Origin of the sequence: Nocardiopsis lambiniae (genome assembly GCF_031845465.1) — a bacterium.
Lineage (GTDB): Bacteria > Actinomycetota > Actinomycetes > Streptosporangiales > Streptosporangiaceae > Nocardiopsis > Nocardiopsis lambiniae.
Genome location: NZ_JAVREP010000001.1, coordinates 824,035 through 840,156 on the forward strand (window position 1 = coordinate 824,035; position 16,122 = coordinate 840,156).

11 protein-coding genes are annotated in these 16,122 nt (G+C 72.8%); 5 read left to right on the forward strand and 6 right to left on the reverse strand.

What is annotated here, in order from left to right:
• Positions 1-14 precede the first annotated feature (14 nt).
• The gene (locus RM479_RS03640) at positions 15-428 is read left to right on the forward strand and encodes a hypothetical protein (protein WP_311510262.1); all 414 of its coding nucleotides are present in this window, start codon (positions 15-17) and stop codon (positions 426-428) included.
• A 63-nt stretch (positions 429-491) separates the two neighbouring features.
• Here RM479_RS03640 and RM479_RS03645 read toward each other — a convergent pair whose 3' ends face one another.
• Positions 492-2,615, reverse strand: coding sequence for a cytochrome c oxidase assembly protein (locus RM479_RS03645; RefSeq protein ID WP_397221220.1), 2,124 nt, complete (start codon positions 2,613-2,615; stop codon positions 492-494).
• A gap of 363 nt (positions 2,616-2,978) precedes the next feature.
• On the opposite strand from RM479_RS03645, the gene RM479_RS03650 reads away from it, so the two are divergent.
• The 4 genes from RM479_RS03650 to RM479_RS03665 all read left to right on the forward strand — a co-directional run bounded on the left by RM479_RS03650 (position 2,979) and on the right by RM479_RS03665 (position 7,286).
• The gene (locus RM479_RS03650; protein WP_311510263.1) at positions 2,979-4,220 is read left to right on the forward strand and encodes an amidohydrolase family protein; all 1,242 of its coding nucleotides are present in this window, start codon (positions 2,979-2,981) and stop codon (positions 4,218-4,220) included.
• 106 nt (positions 4,221-4,326) lie between these two features.
• On the forward strand, positions 4,327-5,448 hold the full coding sequence (gene ald, locus RM479_RS03655) for an alanine dehydrogenase (RefSeq protein WP_311510264.1): 1,122 nt from the start codon (positions 4,327-4,329) through the stop codon (positions 5,446-5,448).
• 161 nt (positions 5,449-5,609) lie between these two features.
• Positions 5,610-6,749: an enolase C-terminal domain-like protein gene (locus tag RM479_RS03660; protein WP_311510265.1), complete on the forward strand. Its 1,140-nt coding sequence runs from the start codon at positions 5,610-5,612 to the stop codon at positions 6,747-6,749.
• A gap of 81 nt (positions 6,750-6,830) precedes the next feature.
• Positions 6,831-7,286 carry a MaoC family dehydratase gene (locus RM479_RS03665; protein WP_311510266.1) on the forward strand — a complete coding sequence of 152 codons (456 nt, stop codon included), beginning with the start codon at positions 6,831-6,833 and terminating at the stop codon, positions 7,284-7,286.
• 111 nt (positions 7,287-7,397) lie between these two features.
• On the opposite strand, the gene RM479_RS03670 is transcribed toward RM479_RS03665, so the two are convergent.
• From RM479_RS03670 to RM479_RS03690, 5 genes are all read right to left on the reverse strand, one after another.
• Positions 7,398-9,035, reverse strand: coding sequence for a glycosyltransferase (locus tag RM479_RS03670; RefSeq protein ID WP_311510441.1), 1,638 nt, complete (start codon positions 9,033-9,035; stop codon positions 7,398-7,400).
• 31 nt (positions 9,036-9,066) lie between these two features.
• Positions 9,067-11,094 carry a glycosyltransferase family A protein gene (locus RM479_RS03675; protein WP_311510267.1) on the reverse strand — a complete coding sequence of 676 codons (2,028 nt, stop codon included), beginning with the start codon at positions 11,092-11,094 and terminating at the stop codon, positions 9,067-9,069.
• Between the two features lie 181 nt (positions 11,095-11,275).
• Positions 11,276-12,943, reverse strand: a complete 1,668-nt coding sequence (locus tag RM479_RS03680; RefSeq protein ID WP_311510268.1) for a glycosyltransferase — start codon at positions 12,941-12,943, stop codon at positions 11,276-11,278.
• Complete coding sequence (locus RM479_RS03685) at positions 12,940-14,946, reverse strand: glycosyltransferase (RefSeq protein ID WP_311510269.1); 2,007 nt, start codon at positions 14,944-14,946, stop codon at positions 12,940-12,942. Before RM479_RS03685 ends, RM479_RS03680 begins: the two co-directional genes overlap by 4 nt.
• A gap of 49 nt (positions 14,947-14,995) precedes the next feature.
• Positions 14,996-16,021 (reverse strand): class I SAM-dependent methyltransferase, encoded by a 1,026-nt coding sequence (locus RM479_RS03690; protein ID WP_311510270.1) that lies wholly within the window; start codon positions 16,019-16,021, stop codon positions 14,996-14,998.
• Between the last annotated feature and the right edge of the window lie 101 nt (positions 16,022-16,122).

The window sequence follows — 16,122 nt, forward strand, 5'->3', positions numbered from 1 at the left end:
TGATCGGTGGAACAATGATCCACGTGAATTCGCTGGTGGACATCGTCGTGTTCGGAATCGTGGGCGCCATCATGATGGCGGCCCTGGTCGGTCTGCTCCTGGTGGTCTCGGGGCGCCCGGGTGGGATCTCGCCCGGCCTCCAGAAGGCCTTCGCGGCTGCGGCCCTGGCCCTGCTGGTGGCGGTGCCCACCCTGGGCGCGATCGACGCGTTGGCGTCCGGGGCGGGCTTTTGGACGGCGTTCGCCGTGGCCGCCTGCGTCGCGGCCGTCGTCGCCGGGGTGAACATCGCGTTGTCGCCGCTGGTGGCCAAGCGCCAGGGCGGCACGGCCGGGGTGCTCACACCGTCCCTGCCGGTGTTCGCCGTCGGCCTGGTGCTGTGCCTGGCCCTGGGCCTGGTCGCCACCGCCCTGGCCGCCCTGTTCGTCTGACGCCCGAGGACCACGAGGGCCGCGGATCGGTGATCCGCGGCCCTCGTCCGTACCCGGCGCCGGTCAGGCGCCGTTCGTCTTCTCCTCGGCGGTGCCGTCCCCGTCCGGTTCGGTGGCGGGCCTCGCCGTCATGGCCTTGTCGCGACGGTCCAACTCGGCCAGGTAGGCGTTGTAGGCGTCGAGGTCGGCGTCCTCGGAGCCGCCCCGGCGGGCGTGTCGTTCCCGGCGGCGCTCCTCCTTCTCGTCGTCGCGGGACCACTGCACCACCAGGGCGAGCATGACCAGCAGGGTCGGGATCTCGCCCAACGCCCAGGCCACGCCGCCGCCCGCGTACTGGTCCTCGGCCAGACCGTCGCTCCAGGGGACCTCGAACCGCCCGTAGAAGTCCATGGCGATGGGGGCCGACTGCATCATGATCGAGATGCCGAAGAAGGCGTGGAAGCCCATCGCCAGCAGCAGGAGCAGGATGCGCAGCAGGTAGGGCATCTTGCGGGGCGCCGGGTCGACGCCCACGATGACCCAGTAGAAGAGGAAACCGGTCACCAGGAAGTGCACGCCCATGAACAGGTGACCGAGGTGGTCGTTCATCAGCGCCGGGAACAGCGGGGTGAAGTACAGGACGTAGGGGCTGAACACGAACAGCGGGGTGGCCACCGCCGGGTGGGTCACCACCTTCGAGTAGCGACTGTTCAGGAACAGGTTGAGCCACTCGCGGGGCCCCCGGTCGCCGCGCCGCCTCGCCGGGCGCAGCGCCCGCAGCGCCAGGGTGACCGGGGCGCCCAGCACCAGCAGGATCGGTGTGAGCATCGCCAGCACCATGTGCTGGATCATGTGCGCGGAGAACAGCACCATCGCGTAGGTCGCGTAACCGCTGAGCTGCACGGCGACGACGGAGAGCAGGCCGGCGGCGAAGGAGACCGTGCGTCCGACCGGCCACGCGTCGCCGCGGCGCAGCAGTCGGGTCACCCCGGCCGCGTAGAGGCCGCCGGCGACGACCACGAACATGATGAAGAACAGGTCGGGCCGCCACAGCGTGAGCAGGTTGACCAGGTCCATGGGCGGGGGCACCGGGAAACCGAGGATGAGCGCGGCGGGGTCGACCCGGCTGTCCAGCGGCGGGGGCGGCGCGGTGCGGCCCAGACCGACGGAGACGCCCATGACGGTCGCCATGATGAGGATCTCCACGGAGGCGATGCGCAGGAACAGCAGGCGTCGCCTGGCGGGCCAGGCGGGGCCCTTGACGGCACCGGACAGGTTCTTGAGGGCGAACTCGCGGTGCAGGTATCCGAACGCGCCCAGCACGGCGAACAGTACGACCTTGACCAGGATGATCATCCCGTACTCGGTGCGCACCAGGGCGTCGAACGATTCGAGTCGGGCCAGGGCGCTGGCCAGACCGCTGATGGCGACGCCGATGTAGGCCCACAGCGCCAGCCGGCTGAACCGGGCGGCGGCGATCTCCACGCCGGTACCGTTCGCCCGCAGCGCGTGGTGGGTCACCGCGGCCAGGCCGCCGGTCCACACGCTGATCGCGATCACGTGCATGGCCAGGCCGGTGACCGCGAGTTCGTGCGCCCCGGAGGAGGCGGAGTGGCCGGTCAGGGCCGGCGGCGTGGTGGCGGCCAGGGCGAGCAGCAGCAGCCACAGGGCGCCGGTCGCTCCGGCGACGGTGCGTCCGAACAGCAGGATGCCGGTGGTGAGGAGGATGACGAACATCAACGCGATGCCGCCGGAGACCGAACCGGCGTAGGCGGTGACCTCGTCGACGCTGACCTGCCCGATGGGTCGGGCCAGGAACTCCGACGCCTGGAAGTACAGGGCGAACACCGCGGCCACGGCCCAGACCAGGGCGCCCCAGGTGGCGGCGTGGACGTAGCCGATCGCCTGCCGGGAGAGCCGGCCCTTGTCCGAGGGCAGCAGCACGACGGCGAGCAGCAGCGTTCCGATGGTGAGCACGGCCGAGACGTCCATGACGAGCTTGGACAGGGGGATGCCCCAGCGCACGGCGTCGCCCGCGTCCGGGAGACCGGGGATGATCTCGGGGAAGGCGGCGCCGCCCAGGATCAGGGTCAGGGTCAGCCCGGTGAGGCACAGGACGGCGGCGAGCACCGCGAGGACGGGTCGGGTGACCTTGCGGGGAGCTCCGGTCCGGTCCGGGGACTTGGTGATCTTTGCGGGAGGAGCCACGTGCCACTTCCGTCGTCGGTGTCGTTCAAGGCGGGGATGCCGTCGAAGGCGTGTTCCCTCGCGATGGACGGTGTCCTCCACGGAACACGCCCTGAGGGGCGGCTCGGCGCACTCCAGCGTAAACCGTCCATTACACGATGTCCGTCGGGGGTCGAAGGTGGAACCCGACGACACGGGCGTCGTCGTCGGAAGTGGCGTTCGCCCCTCCTTTGCGTGTCCTTCGCGATACTCTCGGTATGCCCGGTCGAGACGAAGGTCCCGCGACCTCCTCGTCCGCGTGCGCACCCTCCTTTTTTCCCATACCGGCCTCCGAGGCCGCCTCGGCGTTCCCTCCCGTCGCGAACACACCCGAAGGGGAAGGCGATGACCGATTTCGAGAGCGTGATCCGATCCCGGCGCACGGTCACACCCGACGGGGTCGTGCCGGCCGCGGTCGGCATCCGGGGCGGTCGGATCGAGGCGGTGGCCGGCCCCGAGGTCCGCTGGTCGGCCCGGGAGGAGGTCGACCTCGGGGAGACGGCCCTGCTGCCGGGGGCGGTGGACGTCGGTACCGGCGTGCACGATCCCGGTCGGGAACTGTCCGGTTCCTACCGGGCTGCCGCGACCGCGGCTCTGCGCGGCGGTGTCACGACGCTGGTGGTCTCGCCCGCGCCGGCCCGACCGGCGATGATCTGCGCCGACGATCTCCAGGTGCACCGCCGGGCGGCGGCCGGGGTACCGGTGTCGCTGTTCTTCCTGGGCGGGGTCACCCCGGGCAGCGGGTCGCTGGACCTGGCCGACCTGCGGGCGGCGGGCGCGCTGGCCTTCCAGTGCTCCCTGTCGGACGGGGGCGCCCCGGACATGGCGGCGCTGGACGATTCCTGGTTGCGCAAGGCGATGGCGGAGCTGACCGCGCTGGACGCGATCCTCCTGGTGCACGCCGAGGACGCCGGCGAGTTGGGCACCCCTCCGGTGTCGGCGGAACAACGGCCGCCCCGGGCCGAACGCCGAGGTCTGGAACGGGTCATCTCCGCGGCCCGGTCGGTGGGGACCCGCACCCATGTGCTGCCGTTCACCGCCGCCGAGTGCGCGGCCCTGGTGTCGGCGGCCGGGTCGATCGGGGTGCGGTTGAGCGCGCAGACCTGTCCGCACTACCTGTGCCTGCCCACTGAGGTCCTGCCTCCGGGATCGCCCGCGCACGCCTGTCGACCGCCGCTGCGCTCCGACGCCAACCGCAAGGCCCTGTGGAGCGCTCTGCTGGAGGAGGGGTCGGCGATCACGACGATCTCCTCGGGGCACCTGCCGGCCCACGGCCTGCACACCTTGGAGTGGAGCCTGTCCGCGCTGTGGACGGCGGCGCGGCGGCGCGGGGCGGGTCTGGACCTGCTGACGCGGTGGACGGCGCTGGCGCCGGCGGAACTGTTGGGGCTGGCCGGCAAGGGGCGGATCGCCGAGGGGTGCGACGCGGACCTGGTCGCCTTCGCCCCCGAACGGCCGGTATCGGTCTCGAAGGTGGACCGGAGTCCGTACGCGGGTAGGGAACTCACCGGCGAGGTGGGGCCGGTCTGGGTCTCAGGGCTGCGGACCTCGCCGAACACGGGTGTCCCACCCCACACGTGGGCTTGACACCCTGTCAACAAGATCGCCGACCGACATGCAGGTTGGCGATGGCGTGGCCACGCCTTCACAGGTGACAGTGGGGGTATCAACGGAGATACCAGTAGGAGGAATCGTGCGCGTCGGCGTGCCCCGCGAGATCAAGAACCACGAGTACCGTGTGGCCATCACCCCGGCCGGAGTTCACGAGCTGACCCGCCGCGGACACCAGGTGTCCGTCGAACGGGACGCGGGTCTGGGCTCCTCCATCACGAACCAGGAGTACGAGGCCGCGGGTGCGCGCATCCTCGACACCGCGGACGAGGTATGGGCCGAGGGCGACCTCATCCTCAAGGTGAAGGAGCCCATCGCGGCGGAGTACCACCGCATGCGCGAGGGCCAGACCCTGTTCACCTACCTGCACCTGGCGGCCTCCCGCGAGTGCACCGACGCCCTGCTGGAGCACGGGGTCACCGGTATCGCCTACGAGACCGTGCAGCTCCCGGACGGCTCCCTGCCGCTGCTGGCCCCGATGTCCGAGGTCGCGGGCCGCTTGGCGCCGCAGGTGGGTTCGGTCACCCTCCAGCGGCCCCACGGCGGCCGTGGCGTCCTCATGGGCGGGGTCCCGGGCGTGCGGCCGGCACGGGTGACCGTGATCGGCGCCGGTGTGTCCGGCCTCAACGCCACCCAGATCGCGGTGGGCATGGGCGCCGACGTCACCGTGCTGGACCTCAACGTCAACAAGCTGCGCCACGTGGACTCCCTGTACCGGGGACAGGTCAAGACCGTGGTGTCCAACTCCTTCGAGCTGGAGCTGTCGGTCCTGGAGTCGGACCTGGTCATCGGCGCGGTGCTGGTGCCGGGCGCCAAGGCGCCCAAGCTGATCTCCAACGAGCTGGTCTCCCGGATGCGTCCGGGCGCGGTCCTGGTGGACATCGCGATCGACCAGGGCGGCTGCTTCGAGGACTCCCGTCCCACCACGCACGACGACCCGACCTTCCGGGTGCACGACACGGTGTTCTACTGCGTGGCGAACATGCCGGGCGCGGTGCCCAACACCTCCACGCACGCGCTGACCAAGGACACGCTGCGGTACGCGGTGGAACTGGCCGACAAGGGGTGGCGTCGGGCCCTGGCGGAGGACCCCGCGCTGGCCGCCGGGCTCAACACCCACGCGGGCGAGGTCGTGTACGCGCCGGTCGCCGAGGCCCACGGCCTCAAGCACCGGCCGCTGGACGAGGCTCTGGCGCACGTCTGACCGTGGTTCCTCCGCCCTCGAAGGCCGGGACGTTCGGGCAGGTCCACGCGGTTCGGGGTGGTCGACCGGGTCGGGCACGGGTACCGTCAGGGGAGGACGGAGCCCGTGGCCGGCCACGGGCCGGACGATCGACGGGCCCACGAGGACCGAGGTGGGACAGCGTGGGACACACCGGCTCGACGACCGCGACCCGGATCGTCGAACTCGAACTGATCCGGTTGCGACCCCCGAACGCGGGGCGGCGTGCCGATGAGGGCGGCGGACCCGTTCTGGTACGGGTGGCCGACGGCGAGGGCGTCGGCGGTTGGGGGGAGGTCCCCTGGGCGAGTCCGGACCAGTGGGCGGCGTTGCGCTCGGATTTCGCCCCCGCCCTGGTGGACCACGCGTGGACCCGTCCCACCGAGGTCGGCTCGGCCTGGGAGCACCTGCCCTGGGATCCGGTGCTCGCGGGCGCGTTGGACGCCGCCTGCTGGGATCTGTGGAGCCGTCAACGCGGCACCCCGCTGGCGCACGCGCTCGGCGGAGAGCGCACGGCGTTGACGGCGGGGGTGACGGTGCCGCGGACGGTGAACGTCGAGACGCTGATCACCGAGGTGAACCGTCAGGTGGGGGCGGGCTTTCGGCGGGTCCGGCTGGAGATCGCGCCGGGATGGGACACCGAGGTGGTGCACGCGGTGCGATCCCGGTTCCCGTTCCTCGTGCTCCAGGCGGACGCGGGCGGGCGCTACACCGAGTCCGACACGGACCTGGAGGCCCTGCGGGCCCTGGACGGACTGGACCTGCTCGCGATCGAGGATCCGTTCGCCCCGGAGGACCTCGCCGCGCACACCCGGGCGGCGGCGGAGTTGCGCACACCGGTGGCGTTGGGCCGCCCCCTGCGCTCGTTGGCGGATCTGGACCACGCGATCGAGGCGGAGGCCGGGGACGCGGTGAACATCGACGTGGCGCGGCTGGGCGGACTCACCCCGGCCCGTCGGGCGATCGATCTGGCGGTGGACGCCGGATGGCGGGTCTGGTGCGGTTCGTCGGCGGTCACGGGTGTGGGCCGGGCCGCGACGGTGGCGTTGGCGTCGTTGACGGGGGCGTCCCTGCCGGTGGAGATGCCCGGCCCGGGGAACCGCGTGCGCGATCTGGTGACGCCGCCGGTGCGGGCGCACGAGGGCGTGGTCCCGATCCCGTTGGCCGAGAGCGGACTGGGACACGGGGTGGACCGGGCGGCGGTGGCCGAGCGGACCGCCGAGGCCCTGTTGGTGAACGCCTCGGGGTGTCGCGGGCTCGCTCCCGAACGGAAGAGACGTTGAGCGGGGTCCCGCCCCTACCTTAACCGAACACCGTTAGGTAGAGTTGCCGCACCATTCGACCGAGCAGCCTGTGGAGGCGTGGTGCGCGTTTTCGCCGACATCGACGAGGTGATCGCCGCCCAGGGCGAGCACCTGGGGTACACCGACTGGATCACCGTCGACCAGCAGAGGATCTCGCTGTTCGCCGACGCGACCGAGGACCATCAGTGGATCCACATCGACGAGGAGAAGGCCGCGGCCGGCCCCTTCGGCCGGACCATCGCGCACGGCTTCCTCAGCCTGTCCCTGCTCGCGCACTTCTCGCAGTCCATCATCAAGGTCGAGAAGAAGCCGTCGATGTCCATCAACTACGGTCTCAACAAGGTGCGCTTCCTCCAACCCGTCACCGTCGGCTCGCGACTGCGCGACGGCGTGGAGATCCTCTCCGTGCAGGAGACCCCCAAGGGGTACCTGGTCACCACGCGGCACACGGTGGAGATCGAGGGCCAGGAGCGTCCGGCCCTGGTCGCCGAGTCCCTGGGCCTCTGGGTCCCCTGAGGCCCTTCGGGCCTTCGGCGGGATTCGGGGCGAAGGGGACACGGCGACCCGCCGCCCTCCGGACCGTGACCGGCCCCGGGACCCACGCCCCGGGGCCGGTCACGGTCCGCTTCAGCGGGCGATGCGGCGCAGGAGGCGGCGGCCCAGACCGGGCGTGAACCAGCGCAGTTTGCGTTCGGTCCGCTCGGCCCGGCGGCGCAGCCGGTCGATCTCCGTCCGGGCCCGACGCAGCTCGGCGCGCAGCTCGACGGGGGTCGGCTCGGGCGCGGGCGCCGTCGCGTCCGGCCGGGGCGCCCCCCAGATGGCCTCGGCCCCCTCGGGCGGCTCGACGAAACGCTGCGCCGACGTCCACTGCAACCCGCCCACCTCCTCCACGACCCGGTCCAGGCCGGTCCCCTCCGCCTTGGGCGACAGGTGACGGGCCCGGGAGAACGCGGCGAACCGTTCCAGCCGCAGCACCCCGTCCCCGGCCCGCAGCGCGCCGGGCACCGGTGCGCACACCAGCCCCGCCGACTTGCGGTCGGCCAGCCGGACGAGCGCGGAGATCATGTCCGGCAGCGGGCGCACGCCCGTGGGCATCAGGAGCCGGAAGGGCACCCGGGGGTCGGCCTCGGGGACCTCCTCCCCGTACTGCACGCGCAGGTCGCCCCGGTAGGTCTCGCGGATCAGCCGCAGGTCCAGCAGCTCCTCCTCCAGGGGCGCGCGTCGCCCCTCGGACAGTTCGCCCCACGGTCCCACCAGCCACACGCGCACGTCCGGCGCCGTGCCGGCGAGGAGCATCGCAACGGTGGCGTCCACGTCCTCCAGGGAACGCCCGGCGACGTCGAGGACCACCTCGACCCGGGGCACCTCCCAGATCCGATCGGGCCCCTTGGCCCGCAGGTGGAAGTCGGGCACCCGGTTGGCGACGTAGGGCGCGCGCAGGCGCATGCCCGTCTCGCGCCGGTCCTGCATCTGGGAACGGCCCAGGTGCCAGGAATCGGACGCGTCGTCGGGGACGAACACGGCTCCCTGTTGCGCCAGCCGGTGGCCGAACTCGCTGTCACCGCCCAGGATCAGGTCCGGGTCCATCCCGCCGGCCGCCTCGAACAGGGCCCGGTGGCAGGAGCCGGTCGCCCCCACGTACATCTTGAAGGCGCCGAACCCCGCCGTCCGCAACCCGTCGGACCGTTCGATGGGGTCCTCGATCCAGTGCGGTTCGGCGGTCTCCCGGTCGAACAACCCCCCGGCCCGCCCGGCCCGCACCTCCTCCAGGACCCGTTCCGGGGACAGGTCCCCGGCCACCCGGGCCGGGTCGAAGTCCACGAACAGCTTGTGGCCCAGCACCACCGCGTAGTCGACGAGGTGGTGCCAGCGCAGCTGGGACTCCACGTGCTCGCGGTACACGAGCATGTCCGCGTCCAGGCGCAGGATCACCTGCCCGGAGGCGGCCGCCACCCCGGTGTTGACCGCGTGACCGGATCCCCAGGCCCCCGCCGCCGAGGGGATGATCAGGGTGTTCTCCGGACGCACCGGGGGCAGGACGAGCGGCTCGGGGGAGCCGTCGTCCACCACGATGACCTCCGTCAGGTGCGACGGATAACTCTGCCCCGCCAGGGACGCCAGCACCAACGCCAGTTTCTCGGCCTGGCCGTGCGCGGGCACGATCACCGACACCGACAGACTCGGCGTCCACTCCCCCGGGGTCGGCGGGTCGAGGGGGTCGTACTGGTTGCGGCGTATCCGCGGCTGGTCGACGAAGTCGATCATGGGGCGCGGGCCGCGCGGTCGCGGAATGCTCTCAGAGGCGCTCAACGTGTTCCCCCGGGTGGTCGATGTGCCGGTCGGCCTGTGCGCCGAAGGGGGCGGGCACCCCTTCGAGCAGGACGCTGGGGCGCCAGCCGATCCACTGTTCGGTGTGGTTGCGCAGGAAGTAGCCGAGGTCGACGTTCCAGGTGTGGCCGCCTCCCGCGCGACGCAGCAGATAGCCGAACCCGTGGGTGCGGTAGACCCGGCAGCCCGCACGGGTCACGGCGAGCAGGAACTGGCTGTCGATGGCCCGGGGGCGCGGTCGGAAGCCGCCGACGTCCTCGATGACGACCCGGTCGGCGAGGATGGTGCTGCCGACGATGGCCGGGCTGGGCACCTCCGACCGGTAGCCCCGCCACACGGTGAGATCCAGTTCCTCCAGATAGGTGAAGTTCTGGCTGATGCCGACCACGTCGGCGCCGGAGTAGGCGCGGGCGAGCATGAGGTCGGCCAGGTGCTCGGGCCCGTACCAGTCGTCGTCGTCCCACTTGGCGATGACGGTCCCCGAGGCCCGGTCGACGGCGTCGTTCATGACGGCCCCGAAGACCTTCTCCCCCTCGGCCTCGTGGACCACGAGGGGGATCCCGGTGGCCCGGAACTCCGCCACGGCCGCGTCCACCTCGGGCAGGTCGGCGGAGAATCCGTGCAGGGCCAGGACCGCCTCGAAGCGGACGTGGCGCTGGCGGGCGATCTGGGCGAGGGCGAACCCGACGAGCTCGGGACGGCGGGTGCACAGCACCACCGAGACCCGGGTCTCCGGGGGGACGGGCAGCCCCGCCTCCGCCGCCAGGGACCGCCATCGGGTGCGGACGCCGTGGGTGCGCAGGGCCGCCCGGCGCAGGCGGATGCTGTGCTCCTCACGCCGGAGCGGATCGAGGAGGACGTCCTCCGCGCCCCCGGCGATGAGTTCGGCCAGGGGGGCGCCCAGGCCCGCGGCCCACATCGGGGCCGGATCGCCGATGAGCGGAACCCCGCCGGCGGCCAGCGCGGCGACGATCCGCACGGTGGCGGTGTCCCCGTGCTCGGGCCAGCCCACGCGGACGCCGCGCAGGTGGCGGACCCGTTCGAGGTCGTTCTCGGTGACGGTGCCGTCGGGGGTCGGGCGTATACGGACACAGGTCTCGTCGCGCACGACGACACGCCCTTCGACCTCGACCAGTTCGCCCAGCGGGCCCTTGGTCTTCTTGGTGAACCCGATGGGGTTGACGAAGCGCTCGTCGACGGGGGCCACCCGGGAGACGGGGTCGGTCCCGTACACGCGGAGCCGGGCCTCGGGGGAGCGCACCTCGGGCGCGACGGTCGCGTCGGTGGCGAGGCGGTCCACCGCGGGAACCTCCACGTCCTCCCAGAACGGCAGTCCCCCACCGTCGTCCAGACGCAGGACCAGGTCGGAGACGGGGGTGACCCGGTCGATCTCGACGGGCCCGGTGGCGGTGACGCCCCGGGCCGCCACGTCACCGGGCCGCCACAGGGCCGCCTGGGTCCCGCTGAGTCCACCGAGGACTCCGACGCCGGGGCCGCGCCGTCGGCCCCGGGGGCCGTGGACGACGGCGGCCAGCGCCTCGGCGACGGACATACCGCCGGGGAAGCACAGTTCACAGGCCCAGCCCCGGTTGCCGAAACGGCGGACCCGCAGTTCGTGCAGGTCGTTCCACTCGTCGATGGTGGGCGGCGCGGGCACGAGCGGGCCCAGGTGGGCGGGGACGTGCCGGACGACGACGAGGAGGTGGGCGGTGGGCGGCAACTGGGTGGTGACGGTGACGGCCCTGCGCAGGTCGGTGAGGCCGTCGGCGGCGATGACGACGAGGCCGACGGAGGAGGGTTCGCCCTCTCCTCCGATCCCCTCGACCGTGACGGGGCGACCCATGCCGTGCGCGTCCAGGTCGACGCGGCGGTCGTTCCCGCGCAGGCGCAGGGCGGCGAGTTCGGCCCGGTCCGGGCCGAGATCACCGATGAGGCAGAGGACGGCGGGTTCGTCACCGCGGGTGCGCAGAGCCTGGCGGACGGCTGAGGTGATCATCGGACGGCCTCGATCGTCTCGGCGACACGATGTGGTCGCTTATCGACCACAAGGCCCCATGATAGGCATGATGGTCACTTTCCGTGCCTTCTCATGTGCGTGTCGTCATATTCGATGCTCATGCGCTTGAGAACACCGAAAAGGGCCGCCCCGAACGGGGCGGCCCTCGGTGCGCTTCGGCTCAGCGGACGATCTTGCGCAGGACCCGGCGCCCCAGGCCCGGGGTGAACCAGCGCAGCTTGCGCTCGGCCCGGCGGGCGCGGGCGCGCATGCGCTCCACCTCGGCGAGCGCCTGGTCGAGCTTGCGGCGCAGCGCCTCGGGGCTCTCGTTCTTCCTCGCCGGGGCGCCCTCCTCGGGTTCGGGGACGGTGACGACCTCCCCCGACATCCAGTGGGCCCCGTGGATCTCCTCCACCGTGCGGTCCAGCTCCGCGCCGACCGCCTCGGGGGCCAGGTGCCGTGCCCGCGCGTAGGCGGAACGGCGCTCCAGGCGCAGCACCCCGTCCGCCGCGCGCGTGGCACCGGGCGGCGGGGCGCACAGCAGGCCCGCGCGCTCCTTGTCGGCGATCTCGACCAGATCGGCGACCGCCGTGCTCACCAGGCGGGTACCCGGCGGGACGTGGAGCACGAAGGTGACGCGCGGATCCGGCTCCGGCACCTCCTCGACGAGGCGGACCCGGGGGTCACCCCGGAAGGACTCGCCGATCAGCCGCAGGTCCAGCAGTTCCTCGTCCAGCGGGGAACGGCGGCCGTCGTCCAGCCGGTCCCACGGCCCCACCAGCGACACGCGGAGGTCGGGGGTGGTGCCGTTCAGCAGCGCGGCGACGGTGATCTCGACGTCCTCCAGGGTGCGGCCCTCCACGGGCACGACCGCGTCGACGAAGGGCACCTCCCACGCCCGGTCCGGACGCTTGCGCCGCAGCCGGAAGTCGGGGACCCGGTTGGACACGTACGGGGACCGGTACCGCATGCCCGCGTCGCGACGGGTCTGCATCTGGGAACGGCCCAGGTGCCAACTGCTCGTCTCCAGGTCGGGGATGAACACGGCGCCCTGCTGGGAGACCCGGTACGCGAACTCGGTGTCGCCGCCCAGCACCATGGCCGGGTCCATACCGCCCGCGGCCTCGAACAGGCTCCGGTGCAGCGAACCGGTCGCCCCGGTGAACACCCGGTAGGACTGGTGGGCGGACGTGCGCAGCCCGTCGCTGCCGTCGATGATCTTCTCCACCCAGTGCGGGTCGGCGCCCTCCCGGTCGAACAGCAGGTCCGCACGGCCCGCGGCGACCTCGTCGCGGACGTGCTCGGGGGTCATGGCATCGGGGTCGAAGTCGACGAACAGCTTGTGCCCCATGGCCACCCCGTAGTCGATGAGGTGGTGCCAGCGCATCTGCGATTCCACATGCTCGCGGTACACCAGCATGTCGGCGTCCAACCGCAGCACGACCTGCCCGGACGAGACCGCGACCCCGTTGTCGAAGGCGTGCGCCGACCCCCACCCGCCGGGGTCGGAGGTGATCAGGAGGGTGTTCTCGGGGCGCACCGGCGGCAGCGCGAGCGGCTCCGGGGAACCGTCGTCGACGACCACCACCTCCATCAGGTGGGCCGGGTAGCTCTGTCCGGCCAGCGCGGCCAGGACGAACGCGAGCTTCTCGGGGTGCCCGTGCGAGGGGATCACCACGCTGACCGACAGGGTCGGTGTCCACGTCCCCGGCGCGGGAGGGGTGAGCGACGCGTGATCGTTGCGCACCAGGCGCGGTTGACCGGTGAAGTCCACCTCCCCACGCGGAAGGGCGTGCCCCGAGAGGGATGCGGCGGCGACCGGTTCTCGGCCGGTGTCCAGGGTGGTCAACGGAGTCCCCCCGTGTACTCGGTGACGGGCCGGCCGAAGGGCTCGGGCTCCCCCTCCAGGAGGGCGCTCGGATGCCAGCCGAACCACTGTTGGATGCGATTGCGCAGAAAGAAGGCCATGTCCTCGGACCAGGTGTGGCCACCGCCGGTGCGGCGGAGCACGTACCCCAGTCCGTGGCCGCGGTAGATGCGGCCGCCACCGCGCATGACCGCGATGAGGAGTTGGGTGTCGATGGAACGGGGTACCGGGCGGAATCCGCCGGTCTCCTCCAGGACCGCCCGGTCGGTGAGGATGGTGCCCCCGGCGATGAACCGGCTGGAGGACTCCGACCTGCCCTCCCGCCACAGGGTCAGGTCGACCTCTTGGAGGTAGACGAAGTCCTGCCCGACACCGAGGAGCTCGGCGCCGGAGTAGGTGCGGGCGAGGACGAGGTCGGCGAGGTGGTCGGGGCCGTACCAGTCGTCGTCGTCCCACTTGGACACGAGGTCGCCGGAGGTACGGGCGACCGCGTCGTTGAGCACGGAGCCGAAGATCCGGTCGGCGTCGGCCTCGCGCACGACGAGGGGGAGACCGGTGGCCTCGAAGCCGGCGATGGCGGCGGCCACCTCGGGGAGCGTGGCGGGGAAGCCGTGCAGCGTGAGCACGACCTCGATGTCGACCCCGCGCTGACGGGCGATCTGGGCGAGCGCGAACCCGACCATCTCGGGACGGCGGGTGCACAGGATGACCGACACCGTCGGCGCCGGGGGAACCGGCACGCCCGCCCGCGCGCCCAGGGTGCGCCAGCGAGAGCGGGTTCCGTGGGTGCGCAGGGCGACGCGACGGAGCCGAACGCTGTACTCCTCGCGCCGCAGCGGGTCGGCGAGGTCTTCCTCGGTGGTGCCGAGGAGCAGGTCGATGAGGGGCGCGCCGAGGCCGGCCGCCCAGGCGGGCACCGATCCCCCGACGAGCGGAACACCGCCGGCCGCCAGGGAGGCGACCGCCCGGACGGCGGCCGTGGGCCCGCCGTGCCCGGACCAGTCCACGCGGACGCCGCGCAGGTGCCGCAGCCGACCGAGGTCGACGTCGGTGATCGTCCCGTCCGGCGGGACCACCACCAGGTCCTTCTTTCCCTGCCGGATGACGGCGCGCCCGTCGGCGGCGGTCAGATCCCCCCAGTGCGCGTCCCCGTGCTTGGTGAACCCGATCGGGTTGACGGTGAGTTCGTCGATGGGGGCGACCTCCGCGACCGGATCGGCGCTCTCGCGTACCGAGGCGCCGCCTCCGGGCGCGGCGATCCGCTCCCAGGCGTCGGTGGAGGTGGTGCGGCGGTCCAGGACCGGCACGGCCGCGTCGGTCCATCCCGGCGGGGTGTCGTCGCCCACCCGCAGGGCCAGATCTCCGACGGGGGTGACCCGGCGCAGCGGTACCGGTCCGGCCGGTTCGACACCGTGGGCGCCGGTGTCGCCGGGACGCCACAGGGCGGCCTCCGGGCCGGACAGGGCGGCCAGGGGCGCCACGGCGGGGCCGCGCCGCCGGCCGCGGGTCCCGGACCAGATCGCGTCCAGGACCTGCGGGGTCTCCACACCGTTGGGGAAGAACAGCTCGCACAGCCACCCGCGCCGGCCGACCCGGCGCACCCGCGCCTCCTGGAGGTCGCGCCACTGGCCCATGCCGGGAGAGGCGGGCAGCGGCGGCTCCTGGTGGCCGGTGGTGTCCAGGATCGCGACGACGACCTGGACGGCGCGCGGCAGACCGGCGGCGGCGGTCAGGGACCGGTGCAGGTCGGTGGTGGTGGCGGCGACGACCGCCACCAGGCCCGCCTCCGGGCCGAGATCGCGTTCCCAGACGCCCTGGAGCTTCACAGGCTCTCCCAGGACGCGGGCGTCCAGGTCGAGGATCGCGTCCGAGTCGGTGAGCGGCAGCCCGTCCAGATGGGCGCGGGCCCCGGCGCCGGTGTGGCAGAGCAGGGCGGTCTCGGTGCCCCGGCCGCGCAGGGCGTTCCGGAGGGCGGTGGTGATCATCCAGACCTCGTGGGTGTCGGTGCGGTGGTGCGGAAGGGCGGGAGGGGGCTCACGGCGCCTTGCGGGCGAACACGTGCGCCCCCTTCTCCGCGCTCTCCTCGCTACGGTGCAGTTCGGGGTACTCGGCCAGCCACCGGTCGCCGACCGCGCGCTCCTCTTCGCGGTCCGCGTCGTCCAGGACGAAGACCACGTCCTCGGTGCAGTGCGAGAGCAGGCGCGGCAGCGCCGGGTACCGGGCGTGCAGCCCGGTGGCCTGGGGCGGGCCGTCCACGAAGACCAGGCCGACGTCCGTCAGGTCGGTCAGGGCGGCGAGGTCGTACCAGCGGTCGGCGGTGCGTCGCTCCTCCCCGCCCACCACGACCGTCTCCGTCTCGATCTCGGCGAACGGGGCGTGGCGGACCTCGACGATGTCGTCCAGCCCGTGCGAGGCGACCAGGGCGCGGCTCAGTTCGGCGTAGCGGGCGTCGTGTTCGAGGGCGATGAGCCGTCCGCCGCCGGTCCGGCGCAGCGCGTACCCCAGCCAGACGCTGGAGGCGCCGCTGCCGCACTCCACGACCGTCTCCGGGCGCAGCCGCTCGATGTGGCGGACCAGGACCCGCAGGACGTCGGGGGAGGCGGCCCAGCCGCGCAGCGGCGGCATGAACGGGGCGGTGTCGAGGTGCTCGCGCAGCTCGGTCCAGGCCACCTGCTGCTCGTAGTCGGCACGGCCCTGGACCTCGACGGCGCGGCGCATCTCACGGGTCGCCTTGGGCAGCGCGTGGTCGCCGATGCGGGCGACGCGTTCGCGGACCTCCTTCAGGGCCCGCGCCGTCTCCAGCCGGTCCTCCGCCACGGCCTGGGTGACCGTGCGGCCGTGCTCGCGCACGGAGGCCTCCAGCGCGCGGACCGAGCGGCGCACCAGCAGCAGCCCCAGACCCAGACCGCAGACCAGGGCCCCGAGCAGGACCAGGCCGGTGAGGGTGACCGCCTCCACGGGGGTGATCAGTCCCGTCACGACCAGGATCCCGGGGACCACCAGGGCGAGGACGCCGACGACGACGGCGAGGGGGCGCGACAGGCGGCGCAGTGAACGCATGGGCGGGCATCTCCTGAGGGATCACGAGGCCGGTGTGGATGGGGAGGGTTCCAGACGCGCCCGACCGGACGGAAGCGGTCGAAGCGACGATGACACGAGCG

What these genes read in the sequence shown, in the direction of transcription:
- RM479_RS03675 (WP_311510267.1), bottom strand. Translation starts at nt 11,094, where the DNA reads ATGATCACCTCAGCCGTCCGCCAGGCTCTGCGCACCCGCGGTGACGAA.
- RM479_RS03670 (WP_311510441.1), bottom strand. Translation starts at nt 9,035, where the DNA reads ATGATCGACTTCGTCGACCAGCCGCGGATACGCCGCAACCAGTACGAC.
- RM479_RS03640 (WP_311510262.1), top strand. Translation starts at nt 15, where the DNA reads ATGATCCACGTGAATTCGCTGGTGGACATCGTCGTGTTCGGAATCGTG.
- RM479_RS03650 (WP_311510263.1), top strand. Translation starts at nt 2,979, where the DNA reads ATGACCGATTTCGAGAGCGTGATCCGATCCCGGCGCACGGTCACACCC.
- RM479_RS03690 (WP_311510270.1), bottom strand. Translation starts at nt 16,021, where the DNA reads ATGCGTTCACTGCGCCGCCTGTCGCGCCCCCTCGCCGTCGTCGTCGGC.
- RM479_RS03685 (WP_311510269.1), bottom strand. Translation starts at nt 14,946, where the DNA reads ATGATCACCACCGCCCTCCGGAACGCCCTGCGCGGCCGGGGCACCGAG.